The organism is Nocardia sp. NPDC058518 (genome assembly GCF_042719655.1).
In the GTDB taxonomy this organism is placed as follows: domain Bacteria; phylum Actinomycetota; class Actinomycetes; order Mycobacteriales; family Mycobacteriaceae; genus Nocardia.
In genome coordinates, this window is record NZ_JBHXNJ010000013.1 from 139022 (window position 1) to 155826 (window position 16805).

At 67.8% G+C, this 16805-nt stretch carries 16 protein-coding genes; 6 read left to right on the forward strand and 10 right to left on the reverse strand.

The window, feature by feature from the left end; translation table 11 throughout:
• The first annotated feature begins 41 nt into the window (after positions 1 to 41).
• The 6 genes from mftR to ACFWPX_RS22295 all read left to right on the forward strand — a co-directional run bounded on the left by mftR (position 42) and on the right by ACFWPX_RS22295 (position 5504).
• The gene (gene mftR / locus ACFWPX_RS22270; RefSeq protein ID WP_378928942.1) at positions 42 to 668 is read left to right on the forward strand and encodes a mycofactocin system transcriptional regulator; all 627 of its coding nucleotides are present in this window, start codon (positions 42 to 44) and stop codon (positions 666 to 668) included.
• Between the two features lie 110 nt (positions 669 to 778).
• Entirely contained in the window at positions 779 to 1684 is a 906-nt protein-coding gene (locus ACFWPX_RS22275; protein ID WP_378912777.1) for an STAS domain-containing protein, read from the forward strand.
• Positions 1685 to 1694: 10 nt separating this feature from the next.
• Positions 1695 to 2075 carry an STAS domain-containing protein gene (locus tag ACFWPX_RS22280; protein ID WP_056809990.1) on the forward strand — a complete coding sequence of 127 codons (381 nt, stop codon included), beginning with the start codon at positions 1695 to 1697 and terminating at the stop codon, positions 2073 to 2075.
• Complete coding sequence (locus ACFWPX_RS22285) at positions 2065 to 2478, forward strand: ATP-binding protein (RefSeq protein WP_056809992.1); 414 nt, start codon at positions 2065 to 2067, stop codon at positions 2476 to 2478. The genes ACFWPX_RS22280 and ACFWPX_RS22285 overlap by 11 nt, the downstream gene beginning before the upstream one ends.
• A 19-nt stretch (positions 2479 to 2497) precedes the next feature.
• Positions 2498 to 3091: a SpoIIE family protein phosphatase gene (locus ACFWPX_RS22290; protein ID WP_378928943.1), complete on the forward strand. Its 594-nt coding sequence runs from the start codon at positions 2498 to 2500 to the stop codon at positions 3089 to 3091.
• 52 nt (positions 3092 to 3143) lie between these two features.
• Positions 3144 to 5504 carry a SpoIIE family protein phosphatase gene (locus ACFWPX_RS22295; RefSeq protein WP_378928944.1) on the forward strand — a complete coding sequence of 787 codons (2361 nt, stop codon included), beginning with the start codon at positions 3144 to 3146 and terminating at the stop codon, positions 5502 to 5504.
• On the opposite strand, the gene ACFWPX_RS22300 is transcribed toward ACFWPX_RS22295, so the two are convergent.
• Genes ACFWPX_RS22300 through ACFWPX_RS22345 form a run of 10 tightly spaced genes read right to left on the reverse strand, consistent with a single transcriptional unit; the run spans position 5496 to position 16788 of the window.
• Positions 5496 to 6974, reverse strand: coding sequence for a flavin-containing monooxygenase (locus ACFWPX_RS22300; RefSeq protein WP_378928945.1), 1479 nt, complete (start codon positions 6972 to 6974; stop codon positions 5496 to 5498). The genes ACFWPX_RS22295 and ACFWPX_RS22300 overlap by 9 nt on opposite strands.
• The gene (locus ACFWPX_RS22305; protein ID WP_378928946.1) at positions 6971 to 8452 is read right to left on the reverse strand and encodes a flavin-containing monooxygenase; all 1482 of its coding nucleotides are present in this window, start codon (positions 8450 to 8452) and stop codon (positions 6971 to 6973) included. The genes ACFWPX_RS22300 and ACFWPX_RS22305 overlap by 4 nt, the downstream gene beginning before the upstream one ends.
• Before the next feature lie 9 nt (positions 8453 to 8461).
• A complete protein-coding gene (locus ACFWPX_RS22310) occupies positions 8462 to 9634 on the reverse strand; it encodes a hydroxymethylglutaryl-CoA synthase (RefSeq protein ID WP_378928947.1) in 1173 nt (390 codons plus the stop codon).
• Entirely contained in the window at positions 9631 to 10689 is a 1059-nt protein-coding gene (locus ACFWPX_RS22315) for a hydroxymethylglutaryl-CoA reductase (RefSeq protein WP_378928948.1), read from the reverse strand. The genes ACFWPX_RS22310 and ACFWPX_RS22315 overlap by 4 nt, the downstream gene beginning before the upstream one ends.
• Positions 10682 to 11779 (reverse strand): type 2 isopentenyl-diphosphate Delta-isomerase, encoded by a 1098-nt coding sequence (fni, locus tag ACFWPX_RS22320; protein WP_378928949.1) that lies wholly within the window; start codon positions 11777 to 11779, stop codon positions 10682 to 10684. The genes ACFWPX_RS22315 and fni overlap by 8 nt, the downstream gene beginning before the upstream one ends.
• Complete coding sequence (locus ACFWPX_RS22325; protein ID WP_378928950.1) at positions 11776 to 12858, reverse strand: phosphomevalonate kinase; 1083 nt, start codon at positions 12856 to 12858, stop codon at positions 11776 to 11778. The genes fni and ACFWPX_RS22325 overlap by 4 nt, the downstream gene beginning before the upstream one ends.
• A complete protein-coding gene (gene mvaD / locus ACFWPX_RS22330) occupies positions 12855 to 13925 on the reverse strand; it encodes a diphosphomevalonate decarboxylase (protein ID WP_378912786.1) in 1071 nt (356 codons plus the stop codon). The genes ACFWPX_RS22325 and mvaD overlap by 4 nt, the downstream gene beginning before the upstream one ends.
• Positions 13922 to 14968, reverse strand: coding sequence for a mevalonate kinase (mvk, locus tag ACFWPX_RS22335; RefSeq protein ID WP_378912787.1), 1047 nt, complete (start codon positions 14966 to 14968; stop codon positions 13922 to 13924). Before mvk ends, mvaD begins: the two co-directional genes overlap by 4 nt.
• A gap of 36 nt (positions 14969 to 15004) precedes the next feature.
• Positions 15005 to 15802: a methyltransferase family protein gene (locus ACFWPX_RS22340; RefSeq protein WP_378928951.1), complete on the reverse strand. Its 798-nt coding sequence runs from the start codon at positions 15800 to 15802 to the stop codon at positions 15005 to 15007.
• Positions 15793 to 16788: a fatty acid desaturase gene (locus ACFWPX_RS22345; RefSeq protein WP_378912789.1), complete on the reverse strand. Its 996-nt coding sequence runs from the start codon at positions 16786 to 16788 to the stop codon at positions 15793 to 15795. The genes ACFWPX_RS22340 and ACFWPX_RS22345 overlap by 10 nt, the downstream gene beginning before the upstream one ends.
• Positions 16789 to 16805: the final 17 nt, after the last annotated feature.

Genomic DNA, 16805 nt, shown 5'->3' on the forward strand with positions numbered 1-16805 from the left:
TCGTGCAGGTCGAAAGCTCGCCGAGTCCCTATCCTGTATCCATGTCCGCCCCGCCGCCGCGCGCCCCGATGTCGATTCCGAAGCAATCGGGGCACCGCGGGCGCCCGCGGCGCACCACCCGTCGCGAGCTCGAGGTGATCGCGATGAAACTGTTCGCCGAGCACGGATTCGACGACGTCACCGTCGAACGCATCGCCGCCGAGGCAGGGGTGAGCGAGCGCACCTTCTTCCGCTACTTCCCCACCAAGGCCGAGGTGCTGTGGCACCAGTTCGACAACGAGGTCGACGACCTTCGCGCCGCGTTCGCCGCCGTACCCGGCGAGGAGCCGATGATGGCGGCGGTGCGTCGAATCGTGGTGGCGGCCAACAGATATCGCGCTGAGGACATCCCCGAGTTGCGCACCAGGATGCGGCTGGTCTCCGGGGTACCCGCACTTTCGGCGGGCGCGGGGGCGCACTACGACGCGTGGGAACACGCCGTCGGCGAGTTCGCCGCGAGCCGCCTCGGCGCTAGCGCGGGCGACCTGATTCCCCTCGCCATCGGGCGCACCACCCTGGCCGCCGCGCGTGCCGCGTTCGATGCCTGGCTCGAGCGCGGCGATACCGATCTCACCGTGTATCTGGACCGGGCACTGCGCGCACTGGAACGCGGGTTCGCCCCGGAATAGCCGAGCGCGCCACGTTTGGGCAGCACCACCGAGGGGGTATGAGTAGGCTCAGGCTCAACGCGCACTGTGCGCACCGAGAACGTCCGTCGTCGAAAGGGGCAGGGGTTTCCATGTCCGAGGTGTCCACGAGTCTTTCGGCGGATTCGCTGCCGGTGCAGCCGCTCGACAATCTGCTCCCGCAGCTGGTCGAGCACCTGCGGCAGAACCGCACCGGGCTGCGGGAAGAGTGGGCACGGCGCATCACCGAGGCCGAACTGCTGACCGCGATGACCCCGGAGGAGATCTTCTCCGAGGCGACGTCGATGTACGACAACTACGTCGAGGTGCTCGTCACCGGTAGCGTCGAGGCACTGCAGGCCTACGCCCGCGACCTGTCCGAGCGCATCATTCCGCGAGGCGTCGAGACCGACGAGGTCATCGGCATCGTCCTGCTGCTGCGCGATGTGCTGGCACGCAGCCTCTTCGAGAAGTACCAGTCCAACTTCGAGCTGCTCAATCGCGTGCTCGACGCCTACGAACCGGCCGCCAACCGCATCGCCAACACCGTGGCCGTGTCGTTCGTGCAGGAGCGCGAGCGCGTCATCAGCCGCCAGCAAGAGGCCATCCGCGAGCTGTCCACCCCGGTGTTGCAGGTCCGCGAGCAGCTGCTCATCCTGCCGATCATCGGTGTGCTCGACTCCCAGCGCGCCCGCCAGCTCACCGAGCAGCTGCTGCGCGCCATCCGCGCCAATCGCGCCAAGGTGGTCGTCATCGACATCACCGGTGTGCCCGCGATCGACTCCGTGGTGGCCAACCACCTCGTGCAGACCGTCGACGCGTCCGGCCTGATGGGCGCCAGCGTGATCATCACCGGCCTGTCCTCGGAGATCGCGCTGACCCTGGTGACCATCGGCCTCGATCTGTCCAAGATGAACGCGGTCGGCGACCTGCAGGGCGGTATCGAAGAGGCCGAACGTCTGCTCGGGTACGAGGTCTCGCGAGTCACCGAACGCTTGAGCGAGCGGGACGGGCGCTGACCAAGCCACCATGCCGGTACCTATTCTCAAGCAGGGCACGTACCTGATCGCGTCGGTGCAGTCGGCGTTGACCGATGCCGACACCGAACGGTTGCAGGACGACCTGATGAAGCAGGTCAGTCGCTACCGCGCGACCGGCATCATCGTCGACGTCACAGCCATCGACGTGATGGACTCCTTCGCCGCGCGCTCGTTGCGCACCATCGCGCACATGACCCAGTTGCGCGGCGCGGAAACCGTCATCGTCGGGCTGCAACCCGAAGTCGCCTTCGCCATGGTCCAGCTGGGCCTTACATTCGAAGACATGCACACCGCGCTGGATCTCGAGGAAGGCCTCTCCTGGCTGAATCGGCACCCGCGGCGACGAGACGGTCGCGACAGTGGCCGCTGAGCAGGTGGCGATCGCGGTCAAGGTGTCCGAGGACATCGTCACCGCCCGGCAGGCCGGGAGCGAGTTGGCCGGTGACCTCGGTTTCACCCTCACCGACCGCACCATGATCTCCACCGCCATCTCCGAAATCGCCCGCAACATCACCAGTTACGCGGGCAGCGGCGAGATCAGGCTGCTCATCGATTTGCGCGAAGGTCGCCGCGCACTCGTCATCCAGGCCGAGGACCAGGGCCCCGGCATCCGTGACATTCCCCGCGCGCTGGAAGACGGCTATTCCACCGGCCGCGGACTCGGACTCGGACTGCCCGGCGCGCGCAGGCTGATGGACCGCCTCACCATCGATTCCGCCCCGGGCCGCGGGACGTTGATCGAGATGTGGAAGTGGGTACCCGACGTTGCATGAGGACGGGATCATCGGGCGCATGGAGTGGTCGACGGCCGGCCGGGCACTGCCCGGTCAGGACGTCTCCGGTGACCGCGCGCTCGTCCTCGACACCGGCGCGGGCGTGCTGTTCGCGGTGCTCGACGGGCTCGGTCACGGTGCGCCCGCGGCCGAGGCTGCCGATCGCGCGACGCTCATCCTCACCGAGAACTGCGGCGAACCGCTGGACGTGCTGATGGTGCTCTGTCATCGCGCGATGGTCGAAACCCGTGGTGCCGCGGTGTCGTTGGCGCTGATCGAACCGGGCGAGACGCTGCAATGGCTCGGCGTCGGCAATGTCGATTCGCGACTGCTCACCCTCGGTCCGGCCGGTCCGGAGCTGCGGGCGACGATGCTGCTCACCGGCGGCATCGTCGGGTACCGGTTGCCGTCGCACCTGCAGCCGCAGACACTGCCGATCCGCCCCGGCGATCTGCTGCTGATGGCCACCGACGGGATCGTCGCGGTCGGCCCGGAATCACTGGACCTGGCCAAACCCGCCACCGCCATCGCGGGCGATCTCCTCGCGCGCGACGCGAAGGACACCGACGACGCACTGGTGCTCGCGGCGCGTTTCCGTGGGCCCTGCCCGTGAGGCCGCGACACCGCGGCCTGTTCCCACAGACCTGGCCGATAAGAGGTTGCCGATGAGCGCTGTCCTGGTCGCATTTCTCGACGACTACTCGGTGGCCATGCGCCGTCACGTCGCCGCGCCAGGCCAGGCCGGCCTCTCGGAGGGATACGACCTCGGGCGGCGGGCCCTCGTCGAGGGCATCAGCCTGCTCGATCTCACCGAGCACCATTTCCGGACCGTTGCCGAGGACGCCGAAACGCAGGCCGATCCGCGCCGCGCCGAGGTAGCACTGGAATTCCTGCTGCAGACCATGGCGGCCCTCGACATCGCCACCCGCGGCTATCTCGACGGCACCCGCCGCTACGAGCAACAGCGTTCCCGCGCGGAGGATCTCGAAGGCCGCGACGCGTTTCGCACCGCGCTGGTCGAATCGTTGCAGGACGGGTTCTTCGTCGCCGACGACCACGGCACCATCGTCGAGGTGAACTCCGCGTTCGGGGTGCTCACCGGATACGGCGCAGGCGAGGTGCCGTTCGGGCTACCGCATCCGTGGGCACTGACCGATCGCGCCGGCTATCCCCAGATCGGCACGGAGGCATCGCGATTCGTGATGCCGATTCGTCATCGCGACGGCCGGGAACGCTGGCTGGCGGTGAGCGCGAGCTCGCTGGTGAAGCAGGAGAACGACGAACAGATCTTCGTCGGCACCGTGCGGGATGTGACCGCCGAACACGACGCACAGGCCCGCGACCAGGCGGCCTCCCGCCTGGCCACCGCCGTCGGCGCGGCGACGAGCATGGTGGAGGTCCTCGCGGTCGGACTCGACGAACTGCGCCGGACCATGGGCGCCGAGACCGCCCTGGTGGCGATCTGGCCGAGCCGGACCGGGCGCCCCGATGTCTTCTCCTGCGGTGTGACACCGACGAGCAGCCAAGAAGCGGATCCCGAACCCGAAACCACCGGCATCGCACCGCAATTCACCGTCACGCCGATGCGGCAGAGCGGCCCGCGCGCGGACGGCCCCGTCGTGCTCGACGACGACACCCAGGCCCTGCTCGACCGCTCGCGCAGGCAATCCGCCCGTGGGCTCTCGGCCATCACCGGTGACGAGGGCGGGGTCGACGCGGTCGTCGCTCCGCTCGGCGAGACCGGTGACGCGGCGCTGTGGGTGCGCTTCGGTGCCCCACGCGCGGTGAGCGCCGCCGACTGGGCGCTGTACTCACTGCTCGTCGGTCATCTCAGCGTCGCACTGCAGCGCGCCCGCAACTTCGATCAGGCCCGCGCCACCTCGCTCACCCTGCAGCGGGCGATGCTCGGACCGATCGAACTGCCGCCCCGGTTCTCGGTGCACTACGAACCCGCCCTGCCACCGTTGGAGATCGGCGGCGACTGGTACGACGTGGTGCCGTTGCGCGACGGCACCATCGGTGTGGTCGTCGGCGACTGTGTCGGCCGTGGTCTGTCCGCGGCCGTGGTGATGGGCCAATTGCGCACCGCGGCAAGGGCTCTGCTGCTGCGGGGCGCCGGACCGGCGCAGTTGCTCGCCGAACTGGACGCCGTGGCCTCCCGGATCCCGGGCGCCATGTGTACGACGGTGTGCGCGGCCGTGCTCGATCCCGAGCGCGGGATGGTGCGGTACTCGAACGCGGGCCACATGCCGCCGGTGCTCGCACCGCCCGGCGGACCGGGCCGGATCCTCGAAGGCGGACGCGCGGTCCCCCTGGCCACCTTCGACACCCCACGCAGGCCCGAAGCCACCACGGCGCTCCCCCCTGGCGCGACCTTGGTGCTGTTCACCGACGGCCTCGTCGAGCAACGCGGGTACGACATCGCCGAGGGCTTCGTCAAGATCGCCGAGGTGCTCAGTGAGACCGGTGCCGCGCTCCCCCGCGATGTCGCCGACGCGGTGCTGTCGCGGCTGTGCCCGCCCGCGGGCTACGACGACGACGTCGCCATGGTCGTCTACCGGCAGCCCCCGGAGCCGCTGCGGCTCGACTTCCCCGCTGCCGCAGCCGAATTGGCCGGTGTGCGCCGGGGTCTCTACCGCTGGTTCGCCACCGCCGCGGTCCCGCACGACTTGGCCGCCGACCTCGTCGCCGCGGCCAACGAGGCCTGCAGCAACAGCGTCGAACACGCCTACCGCGACACCGAACCCGGCCGCGTCAGCCTCACAGCCCGCTGCGACGGCGACCGGGTGGTGCTCGAGATCGCCGACAACGGCAACTGGATCCCCACGCCCACCGACCCCGGCTATCGCGGTCGCGGGGTGGAGATGATGCGGGTACTCACCGAGGATCTCACCTTCGACCACGACGAGAACGGCACCCGGGTTCGCATGTGGGTGACCCTGCCGTCGATCACCTTCCCCACCGCGAACCCGCTGCGCGCCTCCTCACGGCCGCCGACCGTCAGCTCCCGGCAGAATTCATTCTGACCGGGTCGTCTCGTAGGCCTCGACGTCGAAGCTCTGCAACATCCGCCGGAACCGGAAGCTGAAGTCCGGCCACAGGGTGGCGTTGTGGCCGTTCTCGTCGACGAACCAGCTGGTGCAGTCGCCCGCGTTCCAGACGGTGCCGTCGAACTTCTCCTGCAGGTCCCGGTTGTAGGCGGTCTGCGCGTCCTCGCGCACCTCGACTGTTCGCAGGCCACTGGCATCCATCGTCGTGATCGCGTCGATGATGTAGTTGATCTGCGCTTCGATGGTGAAGATCGCCGAGGTGTAGCTCAGTGCCGAGTTCGGGCCGATCATCAGGAACATATTCGGGAAGTTCGCGATGGTCGTGCCCTTGTACACGCTCAGTCCCCCGGCGCCGAAAACCTCCGACAGGGTGCGCCCGTCCCGCCCGCTGATCAGGTCGTAGGTCGGCGAGTCGGCGATCCGGAACCCCGTCGCCAGTACGACGGCGTCGACTTCGCGCTCGGTGCCGTCGTTGGCGACGATCGACTGTTCGCGGAACTCGGCGATGCCGTCGGCGACGACCTCGACATTGTCGCGAGCCAGTGCCGGGTAGTACACGTTCGAGATCAGCATTCGCTTGCATCCGAGGCGATAGCCGGGGGTAAGTGTGCGACGCAGCTTCCGGTCCCGGATCACCCACCACATCTTCAAACGCGCACCACGCGCGAAGAAGTCGGCGAACGGCGGGTACTTGGACTGCCAGAGCACGAAAGACTCACGCACCCAGTACACGCCGATCCGCGCCAGCCGCTGAGCACCAGGAACCCGCCGGTAGTACAGGCGTTCCAGCCGGCTGTACTTGCGTCCCATCCGCGGCAGCACCCAGGGCGCGCTGCGCTGGTACAGGTCCAGCCGGGCGACCTCACCCGCGATGGACGGCACGATCTGGATCGCGGACGCGCCGGTACCGACGACCGCCACCCGCTTGCCCGCGAGCTCGAACTCGTGGTCCCAGCGCGCGGAATGGAAGATCGGGCCACGAAAGGTGTTGATGCCCTTGATATCGGGCAGATTCGGAGCGCTCAGCGGACCGGCGGCCGACACCGTGATGTCGGCGGTGTAGGCGCCGCGGCTGGTCCGGATCTCCCACCGCGCGGTGTCGTTGTTCCACCGCGCGTCGGTGACCTCGCAATCGAGGACGATCGAATCGCGGACGCCTTCCCGGTCCACCACATCCTGGACGTACTGCTGAATCTGCGGCTGCGTCGAGAACGAATGCGTCCAGTCCGGATTGGGGGCGAACGAATACGAATACAGCTGCGACGGTACATCGCACCCGGCACCGGGATAGGTGTTGTCGCGCCAGGTTCCGCCGACATCACCGGCACGCTCGAAGACGACGAAGTCGGTGATCCCCAACTGGCGCAGTCGAACAGCCACACCAAGCCCGGCGAAACCGGCGCCGATGATCGCGACGCGGGTGTGGCGCGCCGACGTTGCGGTCACAGTGTCTTCGTCGTGGTGTCGTAGGCGTCGATGTCGAACTTCCGCACCATGCGTCGATACTTGAAGCTGAAGTCGGGCCACAGCGCGGAGTTGTTGCCGTGCTTGTCGAGGAACCAGCTGGTGCAGCCGCCGTTGACCCACACGGTGCGGGCCATCTTCGGCGCCAGCTGCTGGTTGTATTCGACCTGCGCGTCCAGGCGGACCTCGAACGACTGCAGGTTGCGCTGCTCCATGGTGGTGATGGCGTCGACGATGTAGTTGATCTGGGATTCGATGATGTAGATCAGCGAGGTGTAGTTCAACCCGGAGTTGGCGCCGAGCATGAAGAAGATGTTCGGGAAGTTCGCGACGGTCGTGCCCTTGTACATCTGGTAGCCCTCGGCATCGGCTGCCTCGGACACGGTCCGGCCGTCGCGACCGGTGTAGAGGTTGAACGTCGGCGAATCGGCGACATGGAAGCCGGTGGCCAGCACGATGGCGTCCACCTCCCGCTCCGTGCCGTCCTCGGACACGATCGAACCGCTGCGGACCTCGGCGATGCCGTCGGTGACGACGTCGACGTTGTCGCGATCGAGCGCACCGTAGAACTTGTTCGACACGAGCATGCGCTTGCACCCGATGCGATGCTCGGGCAACACTTTTCGCCGCAGCTCAGGGTCACGGATCTCGAAGCGCATCTTGAACCGCCCGACCGTTTCCAGCACGATGCCGGTCCACGGATACTTCACCTGGGTGATCACGAACAGCTCGCGCGTGGTGTAGATCAGCGCACGCATCAACCGTTGCAGACCCGGAATGTGCTTGAAGGCGAAGCGTTCCGGTGCCAGGTAGGGCCGCGAGATCTGCGGCATCACCCAGGTGGCGGTGCGCTGGTAGACGTCGAGGTGCTCCACCTCGGGCGCGATCGACGGGACGATCTGCACCGCCGAGGATCCGGTGCCGATGACGGCGACCTTCTTGCCGGCCAGCGTGGCGTCGTGGTTCCAGCGCGCGGAGTGGAAGATCTCGCCCTCGAAGCTCGAGATGCCCTTGATATCGGGAAGATTCGGCTCGGCGAGCACACCCGCGGCCGACACGATGAAGTCGGCGGTGAAGGTGCCCTTGCTGGTCTCGATATCCCATCGGCCGTCGGCATCGTTCCAGCGGGCCGCGGTCATCGCACAGTCGAAGATGTGCTTGTCGCGAACGCCGTAGCGTTCGGACACGGTGCGCAGGTACTGCTCGATCTCCGGCTGCGGCGAGAACGACCGGGACCAGTCGGGATTGAGTGCGAACGAGTACGAGTACAGATGCGAGGGAACATCGCAGCCAGCACCCGGGTAGGTGTTGTCGCGCCAGGTGCCGCCGACATCGGGGCCACGTTCGATGACCACGAAGTCGGACAGGCCACGCTGGCTCAGCCGGATGGCGGTGCCGAGGCCGGAGAGCCCGCTGCCCACGATCATGACCTGGACGTGGCGGGTGTCGTTACTGCTCATGGGGCGACCTCAGCGGGATTCGTAGATGCGTTTGTGACCGGAGACGGCGGCCAGCCGGTACGGGCGCCGCGTTTCCTCGACCATGGCGTGGTACGCGCCGTCGCTGGGCGAGGTGGCCTCGTGCAGTTCCCGGTAGCGCTCGTAGCCGAGCAGCTCCCGCGAGCCGATGGCCGCCTGGTTCGCCGCGGTCCGCAGGTGTTCGCGGTAGCCGGGCACCACTGTGCCGCTGAAGAATTCGGCGACACTGCCCGACCCGTAGCTGATCATGGCCAGCGCCTTGCCGGTGAGGTCGTCGGCGTGATCGAGCAGCGAGGCGAGGCCGAGGTAGAGCGAGGCGGTGTAGCTGTTGCCGACCGTGCGGTTGTAGGTGGTCGTACTGCCGATCGCGGCCTCGATCGCGTCGGCGTCGGCGGTGTGGCCCTGGCTTTCGAGCAGGTGGCGGTGTGCCTTGTAGGCCATCTTGGTGAAGGGCTGGTGGTAGCAGAACGCGGCGAACTCACCGAGTTCGCGGCCACCCTGGCGGCGGTAGTCGGTCCACGCCTCCTGGGCGGCCTTCTGGTAGGCGTTGACCGAGGTCTTGCCGTCCACGATGGCCTCGGTGCGGTAGTTCGGGCGCCAGAAGTCCATGATGTCGGCGCTGTAGAGGCCCGACACCGGGTCCAGCGCCAGGATCGCCGGGTCCGCGGTGACGAGCATCGCGACGGCGGCGGCGCCCTGGGTCGGCTCCCCCGGGGTGTCGAGTTCGTACTTGGCGATGTCGGCGGCGATCACCAGCACGCGCTGCGACGGGTCGCGGGCGATCAGGCCCGCCGCGAACTGCAGCCCGGCGGTGCCGCCGTAGCAGGCCTGCTTGAGCTCGACGACCCGGGCGGCATTGGGCAGCCCGATCAGCGAATGCAGGTACAGCGCAGCGGCTTTGGACTGGTCGACACCGGTTTCGGTGGCCAGCAGCACGGTGCGGATGTTGTCGGTGCCGTGCCGTTCCAGGATCGGCTTGGCGGCGGCCGCGGCGATGGTGACGATGTCCTCGTCGGCCGCGGCGACGCTCATCTTCTCCTGGCCGATGCCGAGGTAGAACTTGTCGCGGTCGACCCCGAGTCGCTCGGCGAGGACAGCGTGATCGAGAGCGTAGTGGGTGGTGGCGAACGAAAGGTCGTGGATACCGACCGGCGTAATTGTCATCGTGGGATTCCGTTGCTCGTGGTGGACCGCTCGAACTGGGTATGTGCGCGCATCAATTCACCGCGATTGGTCTGTGCCGCCATCAACGACAGCTCCCCACACAACACGGTGGCCGCCCCGATCACCGCGAGGCGTCGGGCGTTCTCGCCGGGCTGCCGGTCTTCGCGGCACCCCAGCCGTTCCAGATTCTCGTCGACGAAACTCGCGTGCTTGCCGTTGCCGACCGTGCCCACGATCAGGTTGGGCAGGGTGCACGAGAAGTAGAGGTCACCGTCGCGATCCTCGGCATGGGTGATGCCCTGGGATCCTTCGACGATATTGGCGGCGTCCTGACCGGTCGCCAGGTAGTACGCGAGCAGCATGTTGGCGTAATGCGCGTTGGCGGAACGGATTCCACCCGCCAGCAGGGTGCCGATCAGGTTCTTGCGGATATTGAGCTGCACCACCTGCGCCGCGGTGGTGTGCAGCCGCTGCCCGACCACCTCGCGGGGAACGAGCAGTTCGGTGATCACGTTCTTGCCGCGACCGAGAATGCCGTTGACCGCCGTGGCCTTCTTGTCGGTGCAGTAATTGCCCGAGATCGAGCCGTAGCGCACCCCGGGCATGGTCGACAGGATGTGATCCATCAAGTGATCGCTCGCCAGGGTTGCCATGTTGTGGCCCGAGGCGTCACCGGTGGTGAATTCGAATCGCAGGAACAGCAGGTTGCCCGCGATCTGGTGGTGCAGGTCGATGAGCCGGGCGAAACGACTACTGCCCGAGACCACCTCCTGGAGCTCGGCCATGCGGGCTTCTAACTGCTGAACAGTGGTGTAGGCGGTGTAGGCGTCGTCGGCTTCCAGCAGGATCGAGCGGGTCATCCGCTCGTCGATCAGCGTCGCGACGATGCCCTTCTCGGCCAGGGTGCTGATCCGCGCGCCGCGCCCGACCGAGGGCCACAGCGGGGTTTCGTAGGTGGCGAGGGGAACGTCGACGGCATCGTCGACGACGTTTCCGGTAATACGCACAGGTCCCACCCATTGCAGCGGCACCGCCGCGTACGACATGTCATTCATGGGTGACTCCTTCTCGATTTTCGGATTCACGCCACCAGGGGCTCCGGTGGGCAAGTGCTGCGGCGTCGATACCGCGAAGCAGGCAGAAGCTCGCGACATCGCCGGTGATGAGCAGGTCGGCGCCGACCAGATCCGCTGGGGTGCGGGCGCCGAGGACGGTGAGGATGGTGCGCAGTTGGTCGAGCCAGGTCCCGATCTTGTCCACCAGGGCGGCGGTGTCCTGGCTCACCAGGGTTTCCAGGAACGCGCCTGCGACGCCGGTCGCGTTGGCGCCCAGCGCGAGTGCGCGCGCGATGTCCAGTGGCGAGCGGATGCCGCCGGAGGCGGCGATATCGATGCCGGGGATGTCGGCGCAGTCGAGCAGGCAGTTCGGGGTGGACTGGCCCCAGCTCTCGATGAACCCGAAGTCGCCGCCGACGCGCCGATCGTTCTCGATACGAGCGAAATTGGTGCCGCCGCGGCCGCCGACGTCGGCCACCGACACGCCCGCGTCCCGCAACCAGGTGACGGTCTGCCTGCTCAGTCCGAACCCGACTTCCTTGACGAAGACCGGCACTGCGGTGTCGGCGACGATGCGCTCGATCTGGCGCGGCCACGACCCGAACGAGCGGTCGCCCTCTGGCATGACCACTTCTTGCACGGCGTTGAGGTGGATCTGCAGTGCGTCGGCCTCGAGGAGGTCGATGGCGCTGCGCACTTGGTCGACGGTCGCGTTCGCATTCACATTGGCCATCACGAAGCCGTGCGGATTCTCCTGCCGCAGCACGCGATAGGTGCCCGCGACCGCCGGGTCACGGAAGTAGGCGCTCATCGATCCGGAGGCGATGGGGATTCCGGTCTCGCGGGCGGCGATGGCGAGTTGGCGGTTGATCTCGCCGGTCTTGGTGCTGCCACCGGTCATCGCGTTGACGAACAGTGGCGTGTCCCACTGCTTTCCGGCGACATCCACCGCGAGGGAGACGTCTTCGGCGTCGATGCCCGCGAGGGCGTGATGAACGAAGGTGACGGAGTCGAAGTCACTGACCCCGGTGGCCTGGCGTTGGTGGTTCACCGCGTGGCGGACGTGGTCGTCCTTGCGATCGGCGATCATCGGTGGTCCCCTTCGACTGGGTGGGTCCGCAGGGGCAGCGGGCGGATTCCGGCGCTGATCCAGCGGCCGGTGAGTTCGGCGATCGCGGCGGGCCGGGTGCGCTCGATGAGCGCGATCCCGCAGTCACCACCACCGGCGCCCGAGGGCTTCGCCGCCGCGCCGACCGCAGCACCCGCCTCACACAGCGCGTGCAGACGTGGCGTCATGATGCCGAGGCCCGAATTGGCGTCGAGGTCGACGAGTAGTGTTCGCGCGCTGTCGATTTCGACTCGCATGGCCCGGGGGTCGTCGGCCTCGATGGCGGCGACGAGTCGTTCGACGCAGTCGTTGCTGTGCGCCCGGAAGGTGCTGCGGTCACCGTCGAGTCCGGCGACCAGTGCCGGTGTGGAGGCCGGGTTTCCGGTCCAGCCGACCTGCACGGTGAGCTCGGTCGGGGTGGGCAGCGGGCGGACCGACAGGCCAGGCCACGGTGAGCGCAGGGCTGCCTCGACGCCGTCGCGGGCGAGCGAGGCAGCCACCTGCGCGCGGTCCGGGGACCGGTAGGCGAGCCAGCCACCCCAGGTGCTCACGGCGATATCGCCACCCGAGGCACGCGGGTTGACCGCGATCGTGGCGAGCATGGCCAGTCGGTACCGGTCCATGGGATCGAGGCCGAGGGCGAAGTACTGCCCGAGGGCGGCGACGGTCGCCACCGTGACGGCCGCGCTGGAACCCAAGCCGAACTTGCGACCGTCGGCGTCACCGAGGTCTGCGGTGACGCTCAGACGGAACGAAGAGACGGGGATCGCACGTTCCACGAGCAGCCGGTGCACGACCGACACCGCCGCGAAAACGTAGGAAAATGCCGCTGGCACAACAGTATCGGAAGTGGGCACCAATTCGTCACCGTGACGCCCGCACGACAGCGTGATGCCGCCGTCCAGATCCGAATGCAGGGTGATGGCCTCGCCCGGATCCGCCGCTGTCACCGTGGCGGTCGCGTAGCGGTCGACCGCCGTGAGCACCGCGAGGTGTCCCGGCTCGACCACGGCGTACTCACCGGCGATGAAGAGCTTGCCCGGTGCGCGACAACTGATCATCGATCGCCTCCCGCCGCAGGAGCCGCCGACGTCGTCAGGGACACGCCGGGCCCGATGTGCGCGGTCCGCGTGGTGACGAAGTCGCCGAGGCCGTCCAGGACGGCGTTGACCTGTGGTGCGTCGGCACGGGTGCACAGCACCTTGACATTCGGGCCCGCATCGATCGTGGCATACGCCATGATCCCCTCGGCACGCAGCGCGAGTACCGCGTCGAGGATGGCGATCGAATGCGGTGACAGGTACCGGATTCCGGGGCGCGCGGTGAGCATCGTGGCGTGCATGCCGAGGGCATTGCGCTCGGCGATCTCCCCGATCGCGGGAAGGTCCTGCCGTGCCACGGCTTTGCGCATCTCCGCCAGATCGAGCACCGACGATTTCGCCCACGGGCGATAGAACGGGGACGTGGCGGTGGTCTGCCGCATGGCGACACGGCTCGAGACCTCCTTCGCGCCCTGGTTCACCACCGCGACCACCAGGGCCGGGTCCAGTTCGTCGCCGCCGATCGGCTCCGCGTACGAACTCAGGTCCCCCGCTTCGCCTTCCCCCTCGCCGGCATGCCAGACGACGAATCCACCGAAGATGGAGCGCGAGGCCGAGCCCGAGCCGCGCCGGGCCAATCGGGACAAGGCGCGCGGGTCGACGTCGAGTGTGTAGGCGGCAGCGGCGGCAGCAGCCAGAGCCGCGAAGCCGCTCGCCGAGGAGGCCAGACCGGCGCCGGTCGGCCCGGCATTGGACGTCACCACCATCGCCCGGTCGTCGCGACCTGCCTTGGCGCGCACCAGATCCAGGAACGTCTCGATGCGGGCGCGGGCGGCACCGGTCGCCGCGACACCGTTGAACTCGACGACATCGGCCGGTCCCTCGATCAGCCGCACCGACGTGGTGGTCGGGAAGATATCGAGGGTCATCGACAGGCTGCCCGTGACGGGCAGGAACAGTTCTTCGTCCCGCTTACCCCAGTACTTCACCAGGGCGATATTCGGATACGCGACCGCGACAGCCTCGGCGGACGGCCCGGCCACGGCGCCACGTTCGGTGGCCGCGGGTGATGCGGGAGTGAAAGTCATTGGTTGGCACCGTGTTCCGATGTCGAGACGGATAGGGACTGCGCGCCCGAACGCAGGCTGCGGGTGGGGACCGTCCAGGTCTGTACCGCACCGGCGCGGCGCAATGCGGCGCTGACCGTGCGCGCGTCGCCGGTTTCGGTGAGCGCGAGGACACAGCCGCCGAGGCCGGCGCCGGTGAGCTTGGCGCCGTAGGCGCCCGCGTCCAGCGCCGCGGCGACCAGGGTGTCGATGTGGGGGGTGCTCACACCGAGTTCGGCGAGGAGGTCCTGGAATTCGAGCATCGCCCGGCCCAGCGAGGCGGCGTGCCCGGTCGAGAGGTCCGCCGCGGCACCGCTGATCAGCTCACCGGCCCTGGCCAGTAGCCCTCGCGCGGCCCGCGGATCACGCTCGAGCGTGCGGCGCACCCCGGCGACCGCGTGCTGAGTGGACCCGGGCACCCCGGTGTCGGCGATCACCAGCGCGGCGTCGAGACCGATATCCAGTGCGGTGGCGGTTCCTTCGTGGAACAGGATCGGGCCGTCGGCGAGCACCGCGCTCGCATCGATACCGCTTGCCCTGCCGTGCGCGACCTGTTCACCGCACTGCACGAGTTCGTAGAGCGTGGCGGGATCGACGGTCCGGCCGTGCAGATCGGCGACCGCGCGCACCGCCGCACCCGCGCAGGCCGCACTCGATCCGAGCCCGCGGGCGAGCGGAATATCGCACTCCATCACCACATCGGCGATGTGACCGGTCAGGCCCCAGCGCCGCAACGCCTCCTCGACCGCGACGCGCGGCCCGGACAACGTGTTCTCCACGGCATTCGGGTTGCCCGCGACGAACCCGAAATGTCCTTCGGGAACCTCGATCACCGCGCCCGGCGTGCCGGGACGCGCGATCGCCCGCACCGACAGGGTCGGCAGCGGGAACGCGATGGCGGGCGTCCCGTGCACCACGGTGTGCTCGCCCAGCAGGATCGCCTTGGCGTGGGCCCGGCCCACGCCACGGACCGGGCCGGTCGCTGTGGAGCTGTGTTCAGTGCGTTCTCGAACGGGACTGTTCACGACGATTCCTCTCCAGACTCGGCCCGGCCGTGCCGGTTACCGAGACGATCGGCCGAAAATAGCGCGCACGGACGGGAAGAACGCGGGTACCTGCGCGGCATATGCACGATACGACGCACCGAAACGAGCGATGAGATCGCGCTCCTCCAGGTAGGTTCCGAGCAGGATGTACCCGGTCAGTCCGAGCGCCCACACCAGGTGCCCGACGGTGAACTCACTGGCGAACCAGAACGAGACGAGCAGACCGGTCATCAGCGGATGACGAACCAGTTTGTAGACGCCGTTCACCTGCAGGCGGTCGACCGTCGCGTCCGGCACCTGGATCACGTACTGGCGGTAGGCCTGACTGATGCCGAGCAGGTGGAAGTGGTTCAGCAGCAGGGTAGCCGCGTAGACCAGCACGAAACCGATCCAGAACCCGGTGTCGAGTGTCACCCCGAGCGCACCGTCGGCCGACCACAGCACCTGCGGCACCGGCTGCCACGCCAGCATGATCACCCACATCACCAGGCACACGCCGATGATGTAGACGGTCCGCTCCAGCGCCTCGGGCACCCAGCGGGTGATGAACGCCTTGAACGAGGGCCGGGCCATCCCCGAGTGCTGCAGCGCGAACAGCGCGAGCAGCACGAGGTCGATCGCGATCGCGGGGACCGCGGACAGGTGCGGTCCCTTGTCGACCGTCTTGGGCAACCACCAGCCGCCCGCGAACAGCAGCATCAGCGGCACCGTGATGCCCGCGAAACCGTAGACGGCGAAGGAGAACAGGAACGGGACGAGCCGTGAGGGGGTTTTCACCACGCCCCGAACCTGCTGGGGTGTCATCAGATCCATGCGAACCACGGCAGGAAACGCGAACGGACGGTGCCCGCTTCCAAACGCGTCTCCAGGCGCGCCTTCCACTTGTTGCCGTAACCCTCGTTGAGGAAGCCGCCGGGCACGACCAGCCGCCAACCCGACTGCGCCACCATCCAATACGGCACGATGACGCCGGGGTTCACGTCGCGCATGTAGTCGAGCTTGTCGGGGATCTGGCTCCAGTGGATGCCGGGGTAGCGGTGGTGCACGCTGTGGTAGCCCTGGTTGAAGATCAGGAAGTTGAGGATGTTGCCCGCGTTGTTCAGCGAGGTGCTCGGCTCATCGGTGAAGCCGCGCGCGGGGGCGTGACTCAGCCAGGCGAAGTAGCCGGCGTTGACCTGGGTGATCAGGAACGGCACCCAGTAGAAGAGCACGAACTTCTCGAAGCCCGCGACGTACCAGACGGAGCCGATCACGACCGCGTACACGGCCAGATCGAAGATGAACTGGTGGCGCGTCTTGCGGCGGCGCGGCGCCGGGTTCGCGGCGAAAACCGTGCGCACCGTGTGGATCTTGACGACCATGCCGTAGCGGACCCAGTACCAGATGGCGCCGATGCCCTTGTCCATGCCGGTGGTCGCGGTGACATCGCCCGGGCCGTCGTTGAAGCGGTGATGGTTGAGGACGTGCACCTCGCGCATCTCGGCCGCGGTCAGGTTGCCGGGCAGGCAGCACAGGATGTCGACGACACGGTTGGGCAGCTTGGACACGAACAGCGGGCGATGGGTGTGCATGTGCATCACGCCGATGGTCAGCGAGAGGTTGAGCAGCGAGAGCACGATGATCAGCGGCACCGCGAGGTACCAGGTCGAGGTACCTGGCACGAACAGCGCGGCCGAGGTCATGCCGATCCACAACACGATGTGGAGCAGCGGGCCGACATTGGATGCGTGCTCGAGTTTGAACACGCGCCGGCTGAACGGCGGTTTCTCTGTGGGCGCGACGGGCGTTCCGGTGCTCATGGGAGAGCTCCTTCGCT